This window comes from Thermochromatium tepidum ATCC 43061, assembly GCF_009664085.1.
Classification (GTDB): Bacteria; Pseudomonadota; Gammaproteobacteria; order Chromatiales; family Chromatiaceae; genus Thermochromatium; species Thermochromatium tepidum.
The window spans coordinates 651,832-667,847 of record NZ_CP039268.1 but is presented as its reverse complement, the minus strand read 5'-3'; the positions used below and the strand labels follow the sequence as shown (position 1 = coordinate 667,847).

The window sequence follows — 16,016 nt, the reverse complement described above, 5'->3', positions numbered from 1 at the left end:
CAGGTGCGGCCCCTTCAATCTGGAGGCGGCGGCGCCAGGCCCACCTGCATGATCCGCTCCAAAAAAGACTGCGGATCCAGGGCCGGCGCACAGAGATAGCCCTGAAACTCGTGACACCCGGCTTCGAGCAGAAACTGACGCTGGGTCTCGTTCTCGACCCCCTCGGCGATCACGCGCAGCTTGAGCGCACCGGCTAGACCGATCACGGCCGTGGCGATGGCGGTATCGCTCTCGTCGTGGGGGATGTCGCGCACGAACGACTGATCGATCTTGAGTTTGTGGATCGGAAAGCGTTTGAGATAGGCCAGGCTGGAATAGCCGGTGCCGAAGTCATCGATCGACAATCGCACCCCGAGCGCCACCAGCTCCTCAAGCCGACGCAGGGTCTCCTCGACGTTGTGGATGAGGATGGATTCGGTCAGCTCCAGCTCCAGCCGCCCCGGACGCAGACCCGTCTCCCGTAGGCAGTGCGCCAATGACTCGATGAAGTTGGCCTGCTGGAACTGCTTCACCGAGACATTCACCGACAGGGTGAGATCGACGCCCTCTGCCTGCCAGCGTGCCCCCTGCCGGATCGCCTCGCCCAACACCCAACTGCCAAGCGCGATGATGAAGCCGGTCTCCTCGGCGATCGGGATGAAACGCCCCGGCGAGAGTGTACCCAGAGTGGGATCCGTCCAGCGCACCAGCGCCTCGGCCCCGATCACGAGACCAGTGCGCAGATCGACCTGGGGCTGGTAGGCCAGCCAGAAACGGCCCTGCTGCAACGCCTCGCGCATGGCATGATCGAGCTGCACCCGTTCGAGCAGATCGACGTTCATCTGGCGCTGATAGAAACAGCAATCGCCCCGTCCGTGCTCCTTGACATAATACATGGCACTGTCAGCGTTCTTGACCAGGTCATCGAGCGTCTCACCATCCTCCGGGTAGAGGGCGATACCGATACTGCACGACAGCGAGAACTTCAGTCCGTCGAACTCGAAGGGCCGGGCTATGGACTCCAACAGTCGGCGCGCGACCGTTTCGGCCTCGCAGCGCCCGACGTGATGCAGCAAGATTAAGAACTCGTCGCCGCCCAAGCGGGCGAGGGTATCGACCTGACGCAGACACTGCTGGATGCGCCGAGCCACCTCGATCAGGACGCGATCGCCGAAGACATGGCCGAGCGAGTCATTGATATGCTTGAAGCGATCGATGTCGATGAAGAGTACGGCAAAGCGCGTGCCCTCGCGCCGAGCCAGCTCGATGCTGAACTCCAGCCGCTCGTTGAGCCTGAGCCGGTTCGGCAGCCCGGTCAGGGGGTCATTGAAGGCCAGTTGCTCGATACGCTGACGCGCCTCTACCGCCTCGGACAGATCCTTGACGAAGCCGGCATAGTACAGGGGCTGACCCGCGTCATCCGACACACGAATCAGTGAGACCAAACAATGGAGGGTCGATCCATTGGCATGGTGCTGGTCGATCTCGCCTTGCCAATGACCGCAACGGTCGAGCGCCCCCCGGATGTCCGCGCCCAGCGTCTCGTCGGACCAGAGTCGCAGCGAGGTATCGAGCCTTTGACCGATGAGCTCGGCGCTGGCGCGACCGGTCATGGCCTCGCCTGCCGGATTGACGGCCAGGACCCTAAACTCGGGGTCGGTGACGAAGATGGCATCTAAACTGGTCTCAAAGACTCGGGCGGCGAGCTTGAGCCCCTGCTCATGTTCCAGACGCTGGGTGATATCGCGGAACGAGTAGATCCGACCGATCGGGGTGCCGCGCGCATACTGCGGCAAGGTCACGCGCTCCAACACACGCCCCCGGCGCAACCTCAGCAGGCTCGAGGACTCCAACAGTGGATCCTCAGCGATGGACTGAAGCTGCGCCACATAGCCCTCGACATCGAGCACCTCGGACTGCATCCAGGCGTAGATCTGGGCGTCGTTGCGCTCGGTTAGGAGGTCAGGGGGCAGGTTCCAGAGCTCGGCGAAGCGGCGATTGAAGCTCCGGATCGAGCCGGCGAGGTCGGTGACCAGGATCCCGTCCATGCTCGATTCCAAGGTGGCCCGCAGTTCGGCGATCAGCCGCTCGAGCTCGTCTTCGACCGCTCGTCTCTGGGTCTGATCGGACAGACAGATCAGATAGACATCAGGTCCATCCGGGATGGATATCCGCGTCACCCGACGTAGCACCTGGACCAGGCTCCCATCGTGCCGTTTGAGCAGGGTCTCGGAGGATAGAGGCTCGTGGCCCCCGCCAGCGGCCACCTCCTCCCAGAAGAACAGATCCTCCGGGGTACAGACCAGCTCGATCACAGGTCGCCCGACCAAGGCGGTGCGCTCTAACCCGAGGAGTTCCTCAGATGCGCGATTGACGGCCAGCAGGCGCTGGTTCTGGGGATCGATCAACCAAACGGCATCGATCAGGGCGTCGATCAGCGTCTGCACCAGGTCCAGATGGGTGATCAAGTTCAGTCTCCCATCTGGAGGGTGGATGTGGCGTCAGGTCGCGGGGTCCGCGTCATGGAGGCGTGCCCGTTCAAAGAAATAACAGATGCGCTGGCGGGGGAGCAGATAGTCGAAGGCCGGGCGCGGGAGCTGGAGCGGCCTAATGCTGCGCTGGATACACAGCCCGTTCGTCTGCTCGAGGTCCACGACGGGTGCCTCCTCACGGGCGACCCGGGGGTCATGGATGATCACACTCGGCTTGAGCGGGCGCGCAGAATTCACCGAGACCACCAGGGCATAACGCCCGTCGCTGAGCACCACCACCGAACCAGGGGGATAGACACCCATCATGCGGATAAAGACCGCCAGGATGTTGGCGTCGAACTTGTCGCGTGACTGGGCAAACATGATCGATAGGGCCTGATGCGGGGTGATGGCGGTCACCGGGTTGGCCGGGTTGCACAGGGTGTCATAATGGTTGACCAGTGACACGATACGACCCAGCTCACCCATCTGCTCGCCGCTCAGATGGGCCGGAAAGCCACTGCCATCGACATACTCGTGATGCTGGGCGATGATTGAGACGATCTCGGGATCGAGCTGCATCCGTCTGGCCAGCTCGATCCCTTCACCGACATGACGCTGAAACAGCTTGCGTTCGGCGGCGCTGGACGAGGTGTCGATCCAACGCACCCGCTCCGGCAGCTGACACTTGCCGATGTCGTGCAGGACCGCCCCGAGTACGAGCTGATCGAGCCGCGTCCGCTCAAGTCCCAAACGCTGACCGAGCAGCAGGGCGATGACCGAGACGTTGATCGAATGCAAGGCGGTCTGTTCGCCGGCCTGCTCCGACAGCAGACGGATACAGGACTCATTCTGACTCAGGAGCTCTTGCACCAGGGATCCAGCCAGGGCTTGCGCCCGTTCGCGCACCTGATCCGGGTGAGAGGGGGCGAGCCTGAAGAGCTCGCGGACGGTCCGTGCCGCCTGGGCGAACTCACGCTCGCAGCGCGCCAGGCTGGCCTGTTGTTCCACGAGACGCTGACGCGATTGCTCGGTGGACGGGCGTGGTGCGATCTGCTGGTCAGGGCCCTTCGGATCACTGACCGGTGGCGCGAGGTCGCTGAGCTCGGGCGACCAGCGCACGTGCTTGAGGCCGAGTCCGCGAATGGTCTCGATCTGGCTTTCGGACTTGATCTTGAAGTGATTGAACGCGAATGGATGCTCTATCCAGCCGAGGTCCAGATAGATGTATAGACCGACGCGCAGCTCATCGACATCGATGAACAGCACCTGGGTATCAGTGGGCATCTTCTCCATCCCGAGGGCGTGTTGAGGCGTCAGGGGCGCGATGTGCGTGCGCCCCGTTTCAGGCGATCTTGGGCGAGCCTGGCCTCGGTGCTGTTCGGATAATCGCGGATCACCCGTTCCAGGGTCGCCCTGGCCTGCTCGACGGCGTTCTGCTCATACTGGATGAGGCCAATCTTGAGCAGTGCGCCCGGCACCTTGGGGCTGGCCGGACTGAGTTCGACCAGCCGGTTGTATTCGGCCAGGGCATCTGGATATTCACGCAGCACATAGTAGGTCTCGCCGAGCCAGTAGCGGGCGTTATCTGTGTATGCGCCATGCGGATAGCGACGCAGCAGATCGTTGAAGGCGGTCTTGGCCTCCTGGTACCTGTGGGCCTTGAGAGACTCGAAGGCCTGGGTGTAGAGGTCGCGTTCATTAGCCCCCTGGGTCTCGGGGGCGGGCAGGGACGGGATCCCGACCGGCCCCGGGGCTACTGGCGCCCCCGCAGGCGGATTGGCCTCGGGCATCGCCTCCAATCCGGCGTCACTCGTCTCCAAGGATCCAGATTGGGGCGCCGCCCCCCTGATCTCGCTGCCTTCTGGCGCCGACGCGCGCGTGGCGCCGGTAAGCCGTGCGTCGAGATCCAGGAACTGATCGCGCTGCTGGCGCTGGAGGCGTTCGATGTCGAACCTTTGCTGCTCGACCAGCCCGCGCAGTTCTTGTACCTCGCTTTGCAGACGCTGCATCTGCAACAGCAGCTCCGAACCGCTCTGGTTCTCCAGGATGCGTTCGAGACGCCCGATGCGCCCTTCGAGCTCGGGATCGGCGGCCCACAGGCTGGTTGCACTCAGCCCGCCCAGGGCCAACACCATGAACACTGATCGAATGGACGGTTGCATCGAACCCACCTCAATATTGGAGGATGACACGGCGGTTGAGGCGCCAGGACGCCTCGCTGTGTCCAGGGTCGGCTGGACGCTCCTCGCCATAGCTCAGGGTCGCAAGCTGCTTGGCCGGGACGCCCTCGGCGAGCATGAACCGACGTACTGCCTCGGCACGCTGATCGCCTAAGGCCAGATTGTACTCGCGCGTGCCCCGTTCGTCGGTATGCCCCTCCAGGGTGACCCTTCTGTCAGGCTGGCTGCCGAGATAGCGCGCATGGGTGCGGATCAGGTTGAGATACTGAGATTTGATCTCGGCAGAGTCATAATCGAAATAGATGGTGCGCTCATAGAGCGGACTGGACGGATCCTCCCAGGGTCCAGCATAGGTCGGGCGGCTGGACTCCAGAGGCGCCGTGGTCGTGGCACCTCCGACGGTCGTCCCTGGCCCAGGCGTGGATGCCGAGGTGTCGCCCGACATGGGCCTGGAGGCGCAACCGGCGAGTCCGGCGCAAAACAGGATCAGGGGCAGCGCAGCCAGGCGCATGGTACGGGTTGCAGTCATAGACCCTCCGCAAGGAAACCCGCGACTTGAGTCGCGGGAGGAATGGCGGGTGCGCGAAGCGCACCATGTGGTGTATAATACAGTGTGGTCTCCGGGCGCACGCCGACTGCAACGCCAGTCGAAACCTGGCCCGGATTGGCAGCGGAGCCCCGCTACCAAGGGCGGCTGTAAACACGCCCAATGTTGGGGATGTGGTCAACCATGTTTGCTGCGTCTCACAATAAAGCCTTCGACTTCAGTCGAGGGTTGTTTACGGGACCTCCCGATGATAGAGATGATCTATCTTGCCGAAAACGCTCACTGGTCGGTAACCGGCCTCAGCATCGGCTTCAACGTCTCAGCGGCGACCAGGCCGGTTCACGCACCTGACCCGAGTCCTGGGTGAGACGCTGACTGATGCCACCCTCGACCGAGGTCGTCGCCAGCACGCCACGACCCTCATGGAGGGTGGCATAGATGATCAGGGCGCCATTGGGTGCGAAACTCGGCGACTCGTCCAGATCGCCGCGGCTGAGCAGGCGCATCACACCGCGCGCCAGATCGAGCAGTCCGATGCGAAAGGCGCCGTTGACGCGCGTGACCATGACGATCGAGCGCCCATCCGGCGCATAGGAGGCCCGCGCATTGTAGTCACCCTCGCGGCTGAGGCGCTCGGCCGGGCCGCCTGTGGCGGCCATGCGATAGATCTGGGGGCTGCCGCCGCGATTCGAGGTGAAGATGATCCACTGCCCGTCAGGTGACCAGGACGGCTCGGTATCGATCGCATAGTGATCGGTGAGCCGGGTCAGCTCGCGGCTGATCAGGTTGAGGCTGTAGATGTCGGGATTGCCGTCCTTGGAGAGCGTCATCGCCAGGCGCGTGCCGTCAGGCGAGAAGGCCGGTGAGCCGTTGATGCCCGGATAGCTGGCGACCAGTTCGCGCCGTCCTGAGCTGAGCTCCTGGATATAGATGGCCGCGCGCTTGTTCTCGAACGAGACATAGGCGAGGCGCTGGCCATCCGGCGACCAGGCAGGCGACATCAGGGGTTCGGACGAGGAGACGATGGTCTGCGGATTGTAGCCGTCGGCATCGGCCACACGCAGGGTCACGCTCAGGTCCGGGCCGCTGCCGGTCGAGGTGACATAGGCGATGCGGGTGGCGGCCACGCCCGGCTGGCCGGTGAGTTTTTCGTAGATCGCGTCGGCGATGCGGTGCGCGGTCTGGCGCATCCCGGACTTGGTGCTGACCAGGCTCGAACTCGCCAGCTCGGTGGCGCGAAAGACGTCGAAGAGCGTGAAGCTCACCCGATAGCCCCTGGGGTCCGGTTCGACCCGGCCGATGACCAGGTTGTTCATGCCGAGCAGGCTCCAGTCGCGGAAGTCGACCTCCTCGCGCGTGGTCGGCATGTCGAGCATGTCGCGGGTCGGCATCGGCTTGAAGCGCCCGGTGCGGGCGAGATCGGCGCCGATGATGGCGGCCATGTCGACCGGCGGGATCAGACCCTCGGCGGTGCCGAAGGGGACGATGGCGATGGGCTGGGCGGCCTCGATGCCGCCGGTGATCTCGATATTGAGTCGGGGGGTGGCCAATACCTGCTCCAGGCCGGCAAGGCTCAAGACAAGGGTGAAGATGAGTAGGAGATGGAGCGGGCGGGTGTGTCGGCTCATGGGGCGAGCTCCCGGCTCAAGGCGAAAAGGTGAGATCGAATTCGCGGAAGAAGCGCTCGAAGGACGGCCCCGAGGGGACGGGCAGCGGTGAGGCATTATACACGGCGGCTACCACGGATTGATCGAACGCCGGGTGGCCGCTGCTCTGCACGATGCGCACGCTGTTGGGCACGACCTCGCCGCCGGGGATCAGGCGCACCGAGACCACGGTGACCAAATCTGGACTGACCCCCGGCGGACGGACCCAGATCTGACGCACGCGCTCACGGATGAACGGCACATAGCGATCGGCCTCGCGCGCACTCTGAGCGAAATCGAGCTGTGACCCCAAATCGGCGTCAGGCGCCCGCTGGGCCTCCTGGGCGCGGCGCTCGCCCAGGGCCTCCTGCTCGCGCGCCAACTGTTCACGGTGGTAACGTTCCAGCGGCTCCTCCTCGACCAGACGGCGTTCTTCCTCCTGGGCCAGCCGTTCCGCCTCCTTAGCGAGGCGTTGCTGACGCTCGCGCTCCAGCTCCGCCTCGAGCTGGGTCGCCTCCTCGGCGGCCAGCCGCTCGGCCTCCTGGCGTAGGCGTTCGCGCTCGGCCTGCTGTCGCCGCGCCTCTTGTTCGGCTAGCCGACGCTCGGTCTCGGCCCGCGCGCGCGCCAGACGTTGCTCTTCCGCCTGCTGACGTTCGAGCTCGGCCTGACGACGCGCTTCTTCCTCGGCACGCGCTCGGGCCTCGGCCTCCTGCTCGGCGCGACGGCGTGCCTGGGCGGCCTGCCCTTCGGCACGACGCTGGGCCTCCAATTCGGCCTGACGCTGGGCCTCGCGCTCCAGGGCCTCGCGCCGGGCCGCCTCCTCGGCCTCGCGCTGGGCGGCCAGCTCAGCCGCGCGCCGGGCTTCTTCCTCGGCGGCGAGACGCTGGGCCTCCAGCTCGGCCGGATCGGGTTGGGGTGATTGCGGCTCGGACGGCTGGGGTCGTGCGGGGCTTTCAGCCACCGTGGGATCGGGTACAGGCAACTCAGATTCAGGCAGCGCCGGAACCGACCTCTCGCTCCCACGACCCGTCTCCGGCGTCGCGCCCTTCGGTAATTCGGGCGTTCCGGTCTCCAGATCGGAGACCAGCGCCTCCAGCGCCCGATCCGAGACCAGACTCGCCTGGACCACGCGCGCCTTGGAGACGATGTCTGACCTGGGCTTGAGGACATCGACCCCGACGAAGAACAACAGCGCAAAGAGCAGATGCAGTCCGAGCGACCCATAGAAGGCGCGCGGATTGACGCGCAAGATCTCCCACATAATCAGGGCTCGCGGCGCTCCGGCGGCGCGGTGATCAGCCCGACCTCGGGCGCGCCGGCCTTCTGGGCGATGGCCATGGCACGCACCACGCGCCCATAGTCGACCCTGTGGTCGCCGCGCACCAGGACCGGCGTATCGGGCCGGTATTCGAGCGCCACCCGTAGCCGATCATAGAGGATCTGGTCGCTCGCCGGCTGGTCCTTCTCGGCGCCGAGGTCGAGATAATAGTCGCCGAACTGATCGACGGTGATGACCACAGACTCGGTGGTCGGGCCTGCGATGGCGCCGGCCCGGACCTGGGGCAGATTGACCTTGACCCCGCTGGTGATGAGCGGGGCCGTCACCATGAAGATGACCAAGAGCACCAGCATCACGTCGATATAGGGCACGACATTGATCTCGGCCATGAGACGACGGCGGGTACGGCGGCGGCTGTGCTTGACCATGCGTCAAAGCCCCCGGCCCGCTCAGCCGCGCCCCTGGCGCTGGAGCAGGGTCGCAAACTCCTCGATGAACTCCTCGTAGCGGTTATTGAGCCGCTCGACCTGGTTGGAGTAACGGTTGTAGGCGATGACGGCCGGGATAGCAGCGAAGAGTCCGATCGCCGTGGCGACCAGCGCCTCCGAGATCCCGGGCGCGACTAGGGCCAGGGTCGCCTGCTCAAGGTTACCGAGGGCATGGAAGGACTGCATGATGCCCCAGACGGTGCCGAATAGACCGATGTAGGGGCTGGTCGAGCCGACGGTGGCCAGGAAGGCGAGATGGGCCTCAAGCCGATCCATCTCGCGGCTTAAGGCCACGCGCATCGAACGCTCGGCCCCTTGCAGCACGGACGCCATGTCGGTGTCCTCGACCTTGCGCAGCCGCACGAACTCCTTGAAACCAGAGCGAAAGATCACCGCCAACCCCTGACCGCCCTGCTCGTCCTGGCTCAGATCCTTATAGAGCGCACCTAGGTCGCCGCCGGACCAGAAGCGCTCCTCGAAACGATCGGCCAGCTTGCGCGCGCGTCCAAGGACGCGGGCACGGTCTAGGATCAGGGTCCAGGAGATGATCGAGGCCGCGACTAGCACGAGCAGCACCAGCTTCACCACCAGGCTGGCCTCGAGGATCAGAGCGAACAGAGACAGATCGGATGTCATGGGTTTTTTACTCAGATCGCCGCCGCCAGCCGATCCGGAAGCCGGCGCGGACGCAGGGTCAGGGCATCGAGACACACCACCTTGACCGCGCCGCGACAGCAGACGGCCTGATCGGCGACGCGCAGGATGTCCTGTTCAAAGGCCAGACTGGCGCCGCCCTTGTGGCTGAGACTCGAACGCACCGTCAAGAGATCGTTGAAACGCGCCGGGGTCAGATACTTGAGCTCGACCGCTGTGACCGCAAAGATCACGCCCTGTTCCACGCGCAGTCGGTCCTGTTCGAAGCCGAGCGCCCGCAGCCACTCGGTGCGACCACGCTCCATGAAGCGTAGATAGTTGGCATAGAAGACGACACCGGCGGCGTCTGTGTCCTCGTAATAGACGCGTACCGGCCAGTCAAAACTGGACTGTGCGCCTGGAGTCTGGGGCGGCATGCTGGACGTTCCTTGCGACACGAATCCGGACTCCGGCCCCGCGACCGTGCGCGGGAGCCGGAAACGAACTGAAGGGTCGAGATCAGTTACGGCTCTTGTCGACCAGCTTTTTCTCGCGGATCCAGGGCATCATCTCACGCAGACGCTCGCCGACCTGCTCGATCGGGTGGGCGGCGCCGAGACGACGCATGGCCTTGAGCACCGGGGCGCCGGCCTGGTTCTCGGCGATGAACTCACGCGCAAACTGGCCGGTCTGGATCTCGCGCAGGATGCGCCGCATCTCGGCCCGGGTCTCGTCGGTGATGAGGCGCGGGCCGCGGGTCAGGTCGCCGTACTCGGCGGTATTGGAGATCGAGTAGCGCATGTTGGCGATACCGCCCTCGTAGATGAGATCCACGATCAGCTTCACCTCGTGCAGACACTCGAAATAGGCCATCTCGGGGGCATACCCGGCCTCGACCAGGGTCTCGAACCCAGCCTGGATCAGGGCCGTCAACCCACCGCACAGGACCACCTGCTCGCCGAAGAGATCGGTCTCGCACTCCTCGCGGAAGCTGGTCTCGATGATGCCGGCACGACCACCGCCATTGGCCACGGCATAGGCCAGGGCGATGTCGCGCGCCTGGCCGGTGGCGTCCTGATGGACCGCGATCAGCGAGGGCACGCCGCCGCCCTGGGTATAGGTCGAGCGCACCAGGTGGCCCGGGCCCTTGGGGGCGATCATGATGACGTCCAGATCCTCGCGCGGGACGATCTGGCCAAAGTGGATGTTGAAGCCGTGGGCGAAGGCGAGCGCCGCACCCTGTTTGATGTTGGGCGCGATCTCATCGCGATAGAGCGCGGCCTGATGCTCGTCGGGGGCCAGGATCATGACCACATCGGCATCGGCCACGGCCTCGGCGATGGGCTTGACCGTCAGGCCGGCATTGGTGGCCTTGGCCGCCGAGGCCGAACCCGGACGCAGCGCCACGGTGACCGAGACACCGGAGTCCCTGAGGTTGTTGGCGTGGGCATGGCCCTGCGAGCCATAGCCAACGATGGTCACCTTCTTCCCTTGGATCAGTGACAGGTCGGCGTCCTTGTCGTAATACACGTTGATGGTCATGCGATGAATCCTAGTCTTGGGTGGATTGGGCTCGAAAACCGGTTCGAAACGGGGTTTATAGGGTCAGCCCCTTAGCGCCACGGGCGATGCCGGTCGGGCCAGAGCGGACGACCTCGATGATCAGCCCCTCGGGCAGCGCCTCGATGAAGGCATCTAGTTTACGCGAGGCGCCGGTCAGTTCGATGACATAGCTGACATCGGTCACGTCGATGATCTTGGCGCGGAAGATGTCCGCCAACCGCTTGAGTTCCTCGCGGTCGGGACGCTCGGCGCGCACCTTGACCATCATCATCTCGCGCTCGATGTGATCGCCCTCGGACAGATCGACGAGTTTGACCGTGTCGATGAGCTTGTTCAGTTGCTTCTTGATCTGCTCGACGACCTCGTCGTTGCCGGTCGTCACCAGCGTCATGCGTGAGAGCGTGGGGTCATCGGTGGGGGCGACCGTGAGCGATTCGATGTTGTAGCCACGGGCCGAAAACAGCCCGGCGACGCGCGACAGCGCCCCGGCCTCGTTCTCCAGCAGCACGGCGATGATGTGCCTCATAATCCGGTTCCTTAAAAATCAGGCTAGTTCGCGGTCGGAATGACTCGGCGAGAGCTGCATCTCGTGATGGCCCTTGCCGGCGGCGATCATGGGATAGACGTTCTCGGTCGGATCGACGATCACATCCATGAACACGAGTCGATCGCGCCTCGCGAAGGCCTCGCGCATCGCGTCTTCCAGATGCTCGGGCCGTTCCACACGCATCCCGATATGGCCGAAGCTCTCGGCGAGCTTGACGAAGTCGGGCAGGGCGTCGACATAGGAATGTGAATAACGGCTCTCGTAGAACAGCTCCTGCCACTGGCGCACCATGCCCATATAGCCATTGTTGAGCAGCACCACCTTGATCGGGAGCCGGTATTGCTGACAGGTCGCGAGCTCCTGGATGCACATCAGGATGCTGGCCTCGCCCGAGATACAGGCCACCTGGGCCTCGGGGTGGGCGAGTTGGACGCCGATCGCCGCCGGCAGGCCATAGCCCATGGTGCCGAGCCCGCCCGAGTTGATCCAGCGTCTTGGCTTGTCGAATGGATAAAACTGGGCGGCGAACATCTGGTGCTGGCCGACATCGGAGGTCAGATAGAGCTCGCCGTTGGTGACCCTGTAGAGGGTCTCGACCGCGAACTGCGGCTTGATGACCTCGGTGCTGGCCGGATACTTGAGACACTTGAGGGCGCGCCACTCGCCGATCTTGGCCCACCAGTCGTCGAGCGCATGGGTGGGCGACTTGGTCTGCTGCTCGCGGTAGACCCTGAGCATGTCGGCGAGCACGCTCGCGACCTGACCCACGATGGGGACATCGACCTTGACGTTCTTGGCGATCGAGGATGGATCGACGTCGATATGGATGATCCGGGCATGCGGGCAGAAGTGTTCGATCTTGCCGGTGACGCGATCGTCGAAGCGCGCCCCGACGGCGATCAGCACATCGGCCTCGTGCATCGCCATATTGGCCTCATAGGTGCCGTGCATCCCGAGCATGCCGAGGAACTGCGGATCGGTCATGGGGAAGGCGCCCAGTCCCATCAGGGTGCTGGTGATTGGGAAGCCGGTCGCCTTGACCAATTCGGTCAGCTGCGCCGAGCCATCGCCGAGCACCACGCCGCCCCCGGTATAGAACACCGGGCGCTTGGCCGTGAGCATCAGATCCACCGCCTTGCGGATCTGGCCGGGATGGCCCTTCTCCACGGGGTTGTAGGAACGCAGCCTGATCTGGCGCGGATAGACGTAGGGGATCCTGACGTTGGGGTCGGTGACATCCTTGGGGATGTCGACCACCACCGGACCCGGACGCCCCGTGGTCGCGATATGGAACGCCTTGCGGATGGTCAGGGCGAGATCGCGCACGTCCTTGACCAAGAAGTTGTGCTTGACGCAGGGACGAGTAATGCCGACCGTGTCGACCTCTTGGAAGGCATCGCTGCCGATGAAGGGCGTGGGCACCTGTCCGGTCAGGACCACCAAGGGGATCGAGTCCATGTAGGCGGTGGCGATCCCTGTGACCGTATTGGTTGCACCCGGCCCTGAAGTCACGAGGCAGACGCCGCACTTGCCGGTGGCGCGCGCATAGCCATCGGCCGCATGGGCCGCCGCCTGCTCGTGACGCACCAGGATGTGCTTGAGCGAGCCCTGTTTGAACAAGGCGTCGTAGATATGCAGTACGGCCCCGCCAGGATAACCGAAGACCAGCTCGACACCCTCATCGACCAGCGCCTGGATGACGATCTCAGCCCCGCTCAGTTCCGGCGCGGCCCCGTCCGGTTGTGCAGCAGTAGTCAGTGACACCTTGAGCGACCTCCACCTCGGCCCGCTCGCCGGAACGCCGCTTGCGCGTCGGACCTGAAACGCCGACGGACCAGGGAACCCCGGGAGAGAGATAAAGACGAGAAATTAAAAAAGGTTCTAACGCTATAAGGATCGCACAGAACGGTCAAGATGACGATTCAATCAGGGCACTCATCGGCGCGACGCGCCGCAACCAGGCTGAAAACCTGTGCAAGCCCAGATACAAGCTCAGACATTAAAGCGGAAATGGATGATATCGCCATCCTGGACCACATAGTCCTTGCCTTCCGAACGCAATTTGCCAGCCTCCCTAGCCCCCTGCTCACCCTTGTAGGCCACGAAGTCCTCGTAGGCGATCACCTCGGCACGGATGAAACCGCGCTCGAAATCGGAGTGGATGACGCCCGCCGCCTGCGGCGCCTTGGACTGCTTGGGGATGGTCCAGGCACGCACCTCCTTGGGACCGGCCGTAAAAAAGGTCTCAAGCCCCAATAGCCGATAGCCGGCGCGCACCACGCGGTTCAACCCAGGTTCCTCCAACCCGAGATCGGCCAGGAACTCAGCGCGCGCCGCTGCCTCGAGTTCCAGGATCTCGGCCTCGAGCGCTGCGCACACAGGCACTACCAGGGCGCCCTCGGACTCGGCCAGTGCCCGCACCTGGTCGAGCAGCGGATTGTTGTCGAACCCGTCCTCAGACACATTGGCGATATACATGGTCGGCTTGGCGGTCAGCAGGAATAGATCGCGCAGCTCGGCCCGCTCCTCCTCGTCCAGATCCAGGGCGCGCACCGGCTGGCCGACGTCGAGCTGGGCCTTCACCCGCTCTAGGATCTCCTTGCGCCTGAGGACCTGCTTGTCGCCGGTCTTGGCCGCGCGCTGTGCCCGGTCGAGCGCCTTAGTCAGGCTTTCCAGGTCTGCCAGCGCGAGCTCGGTGTTGATGACCTCGATGTCGCCGAGCGGATCGACCTTGCCGGCGACATGGATCACGTCGTCGTTCTCAAAGCAGCGCACCACATGGGCGATGGCATCGGTCTCGCGGATGTTGGCCAGGAACTTGTTGCCCAGCCCCTCGCCCTTGGAGGCGCCCGCCACCAGTCCAGCGATATCGACGAACTGCATCGAGGTCGGAAGGATCCGCTGCGGCTTAACGATGGCGGCGATGACATCGAGCCTAGGGTCGGGCAAGGGCACCACGCCGACATTGGGCTCGATGGTGCAGAAAGGATAGTTCTCGGCCGCGATGGCCGCCTTGGTCAGGGCATTAAAGAGGGTCGACTTGCCGACATTGGGCAGGCCGACGATGCCGCATTTGAATCCCATGTGAATTAAACCGCGTTGTGATCAAGAGTAAAGGCGCGAACAGTCGCAGATAAGCTAATCCCGGCGCGGCTCGACCGGATCGCGGTTGTAGCGATCCTCGAAACGCACAATGTCGTCCTCGTCCAGATAGCTGCCAGACTGCACCTCGATGAGTTCGAGCGGGATGCGCCCCGGATTCTCCAACCGATGCCTAACCCCGACCGGGATATAGGTCGACTGGTTCTCGGTGAGCAGAAAGGTCTTGTCGTCACAGGTCACGCGCGCGGTGCCGGAGACGACGATCCAGTGTTCGGCGCGATGATGGTGCATCTGCAGCGAGAGCGACTCACCTGGCTTGACAGTTAGGCGCTTGACCTGATAGCGCGTCCCCTGCCCGATCGACTCATAGTCGCCCCAGGGACGATGGACGCGCTGATGATGGAGATATTCGTTGCGCTGCTGGCGCTGGAGGAACTGGGTGACGGCCTTGACGTCCTGTGCAGCCTCCTTGGTTGCGACGAGCACTGCATCTGGGGTCTCGACCACGATCAGGTCGCTGACACCGATGGCCGCCAGCATTCGATGCGTGGCCACGAGCAGGTTGTCGTGGGCATTGTGCACGAAGGCATCACCCTCGAGCACATTGCCGCTGGCGTCTTGCTCGCGCACGGCCCACAGCGCCGACCAGGCGCCGACGTCGGACCAGCCGACATTGAGCGGGATCAGGATCGCCGGCGGAAGATCGGCCCCGTCTCGCCGGGCGCGCGCCAGCGGCTCCATGACCGCATAGTCGATCGATTCGCTCGGACAGGCCGTGAAAAGATCGGCGTCGAGTCGCAGAAAATCGCCATCGCTCGTGATGCGCTCGCACGCGCGAGCCACGGCCTGGGCGATGTCAGGTCGGAAGCGTTCGATGAGCCCCAGCCAGACCGAGGCGCGCAGGACGAACAGACCGCTGTTCCACAGATACTCACCCGAGGCCAGATAGCCCTGCGCGGTCTCGACATCGGGTTTCTCGACGAAGCCGTCGAGCGCATAGGCCGGCCTGCCCAAGTCGGTACGATCGAGCAATGGACCCTGCCGAATATAACCATAGCCGGTCTCGGGCGCGCTCGGCACAATGCCGAAGGTGACGACCGCCCCCTCACGCGCCAGCGTATGGGCATCGGCCACGGCGGCGCGGAACCCCGGCTCGTCACGGATGTTGTGATCGGCCGGCATCACCAGCAGCACCGGATCCTCATCCAAGCGTCCGGCGACAAGCGCGGCTAGGGTCAGGGCCGGCGCGGTGTTACGCCCCCTGGGTTCGAGCACGATGGCCGCGGCCCGCCGTCCGATCAGCCGCAGCTGCTCGGCGACCAGAAAGCGATGGGCGTCGTTGCAGACCACCAGCGGATCGCGCACCCTGATGTCCAGGTGTGGATGCTCGGCATCCAAAGCATCGAGCCGGGTGACCGTCTCTTGCAGCATGGTATGCTGGCTGGTGAGCGGCAGGAATTGCTTGGGGTAGGCCTCGCGCGAGAGCGGCCAGAGTCGCGTACCGGATCCACCAGAGAGGATGACGGGCTGTAAAGGCATCGCGACAGGCTCCATGACTGAAGGGGTTTGAAGGACAAG

The 16,016-nt window shown here is 64.2% G+C and carries 14 protein-coding genes; all 14 read right to left on the bottom strand.

Features of this window, described 5'->3' with window-relative positions; all coding sequences use genetic code 11:
* Positions 1–14: 14 nt before the first annotated feature.
* Positions 15–2,447, bottom strand: coding sequence for a sensor domain-containing protein (locus tag E6P07_RS03080; protein WP_153974257.1), 2,433 nt, complete (start codon positions 2,445–2,447; stop codon positions 15–17).
* A gap of 33 nt (positions 2,448–2,480) precedes the next feature.
* On the bottom strand, positions 2,481–3,737 hold the full coding sequence (locus tag E6P07_RS03075; RefSeq protein WP_153974256.1) for an HD-GYP domain-containing protein: 1,257 nt from the start codon (positions 3,735–3,737) through the stop codon (positions 2,481–2,483).
* A gap of 29 nt (positions 3,738–3,766) precedes the next feature.
* Positions 3,767–4,615: a tol-pal system protein YbgF gene (gene ybgF / locus E6P07_RS03070; RefSeq protein ID WP_153974255.1), complete on the bottom strand. Its 849-nt coding sequence runs from the start codon at positions 4,613–4,615 to the stop codon at positions 3,767–3,769.
* Positions 4,616–4,625: 10 nt separating this feature from the next.
* The gene (gene pal / locus E6P07_RS03065; RefSeq protein WP_153974254.1) at positions 4,626–5,162 is read right to left on the bottom strand and encodes a peptidoglycan-associated lipoprotein Pal; all 537 of its coding nucleotides are present in this window, start codon (positions 5,160–5,162) and stop codon (positions 4,626–4,628) included.
* A 329-nt stretch (positions 5,163–5,491) separates the two neighbouring features.
* Complete coding sequence (gene tolB, locus E6P07_RS03060; protein WP_153974253.1) at positions 5,492–6,808, bottom strand: Tol-Pal system beta propeller repeat protein TolB; 1,317 nt, start codon at positions 6,806–6,808, stop codon at positions 5,492–5,494.
* Positions 6,809–6,824: 16 nt separating this feature from the next.
* Positions 6,825–8,087, bottom strand: coding sequence for a cell envelope integrity protein TolA (gene tolA, locus E6P07_RS03055; RefSeq protein WP_153974252.1), 1,263 nt, complete (start codon positions 8,085–8,087; stop codon positions 6,825–6,827).
* Between the two features lie 2 nt (positions 8,088–8,089).
* The gene (tolR, locus tag E6P07_RS03050; RefSeq protein ID WP_153974251.1) at positions 8,090–8,533 is read right to left on the bottom strand and encodes a protein TolR; all 444 of its coding nucleotides are present in this window, start codon (positions 8,531–8,533) and stop codon (positions 8,090–8,092) included.
* A gap of 21 nt (positions 8,534–8,554) precedes the next feature.
* Positions 8,555–9,229 carry a protein TolQ gene (gene tolQ, locus E6P07_RS03045; RefSeq protein ID WP_153974250.1) on the bottom strand — a complete coding sequence of 225 codons (675 nt, stop codon included), beginning with the start codon at positions 9,227–9,229 and terminating at the stop codon, positions 8,555–8,557.
* Positions 9,230–9,240: 11 nt separating this feature from the next.
* Entirely contained in the window at positions 9,241–9,663 is a 423-nt protein-coding gene (ybgC, locus tag E6P07_RS03040; protein ID WP_153974249.1) for a tol-pal system-associated acyl-CoA thioesterase, read from the bottom strand.
* A gap of 82 nt (positions 9,664–9,745) precedes the next feature.
* On the bottom strand, positions 9,746–10,762 hold the full coding sequence (gene ilvC, locus E6P07_RS03035; protein ID WP_211363180.1) for a ketol-acid reductoisomerase: 1,017 nt from the start codon (positions 10,760–10,762) through the stop codon (positions 9,746–9,748).
* 61 nt (positions 10,763–10,823) lie between these two features.
* Positions 10,824–11,315: an acetolactate synthase small subunit gene (gene ilvN, locus E6P07_RS03030; protein WP_153974247.1), complete on the bottom strand. Its 492-nt coding sequence runs from the start codon at positions 11,313–11,315 to the stop codon at positions 10,824–10,826.
* 18 nt (positions 11,316–11,333) lie between these two features.
* Positions 11,334–13,100, bottom strand: a complete 1,767-nt coding sequence (ilvB, locus tag E6P07_RS03025; RefSeq protein WP_153974246.1) for a biosynthetic-type acetolactate synthase large subunit — start codon at positions 13,098–13,100, stop codon at positions 11,334–11,336.
* A gap of 228 nt (positions 13,101–13,328) precedes the next feature.
* Positions 13,329–14,420, bottom strand: a complete 1,092-nt coding sequence (gene ychF, locus E6P07_RS03020; RefSeq protein ID WP_153974245.1) for a redox-regulated ATPase YchF — start codon at positions 14,418–14,420, stop codon at positions 13,329–13,331.
* 54 nt (positions 14,421–14,474) lie between these two features.
* Positions 14,475–15,977, bottom strand: coding sequence for a mannose-1-phosphate guanylyltransferase/mannose-6-phosphate isomerase (locus tag E6P07_RS03015; protein WP_153974244.1), 1,503 nt, complete (start codon positions 15,975–15,977; stop codon positions 14,475–14,477).
* Between the last annotated feature and the right edge of the window lie 39 nt (positions 15,978–16,016).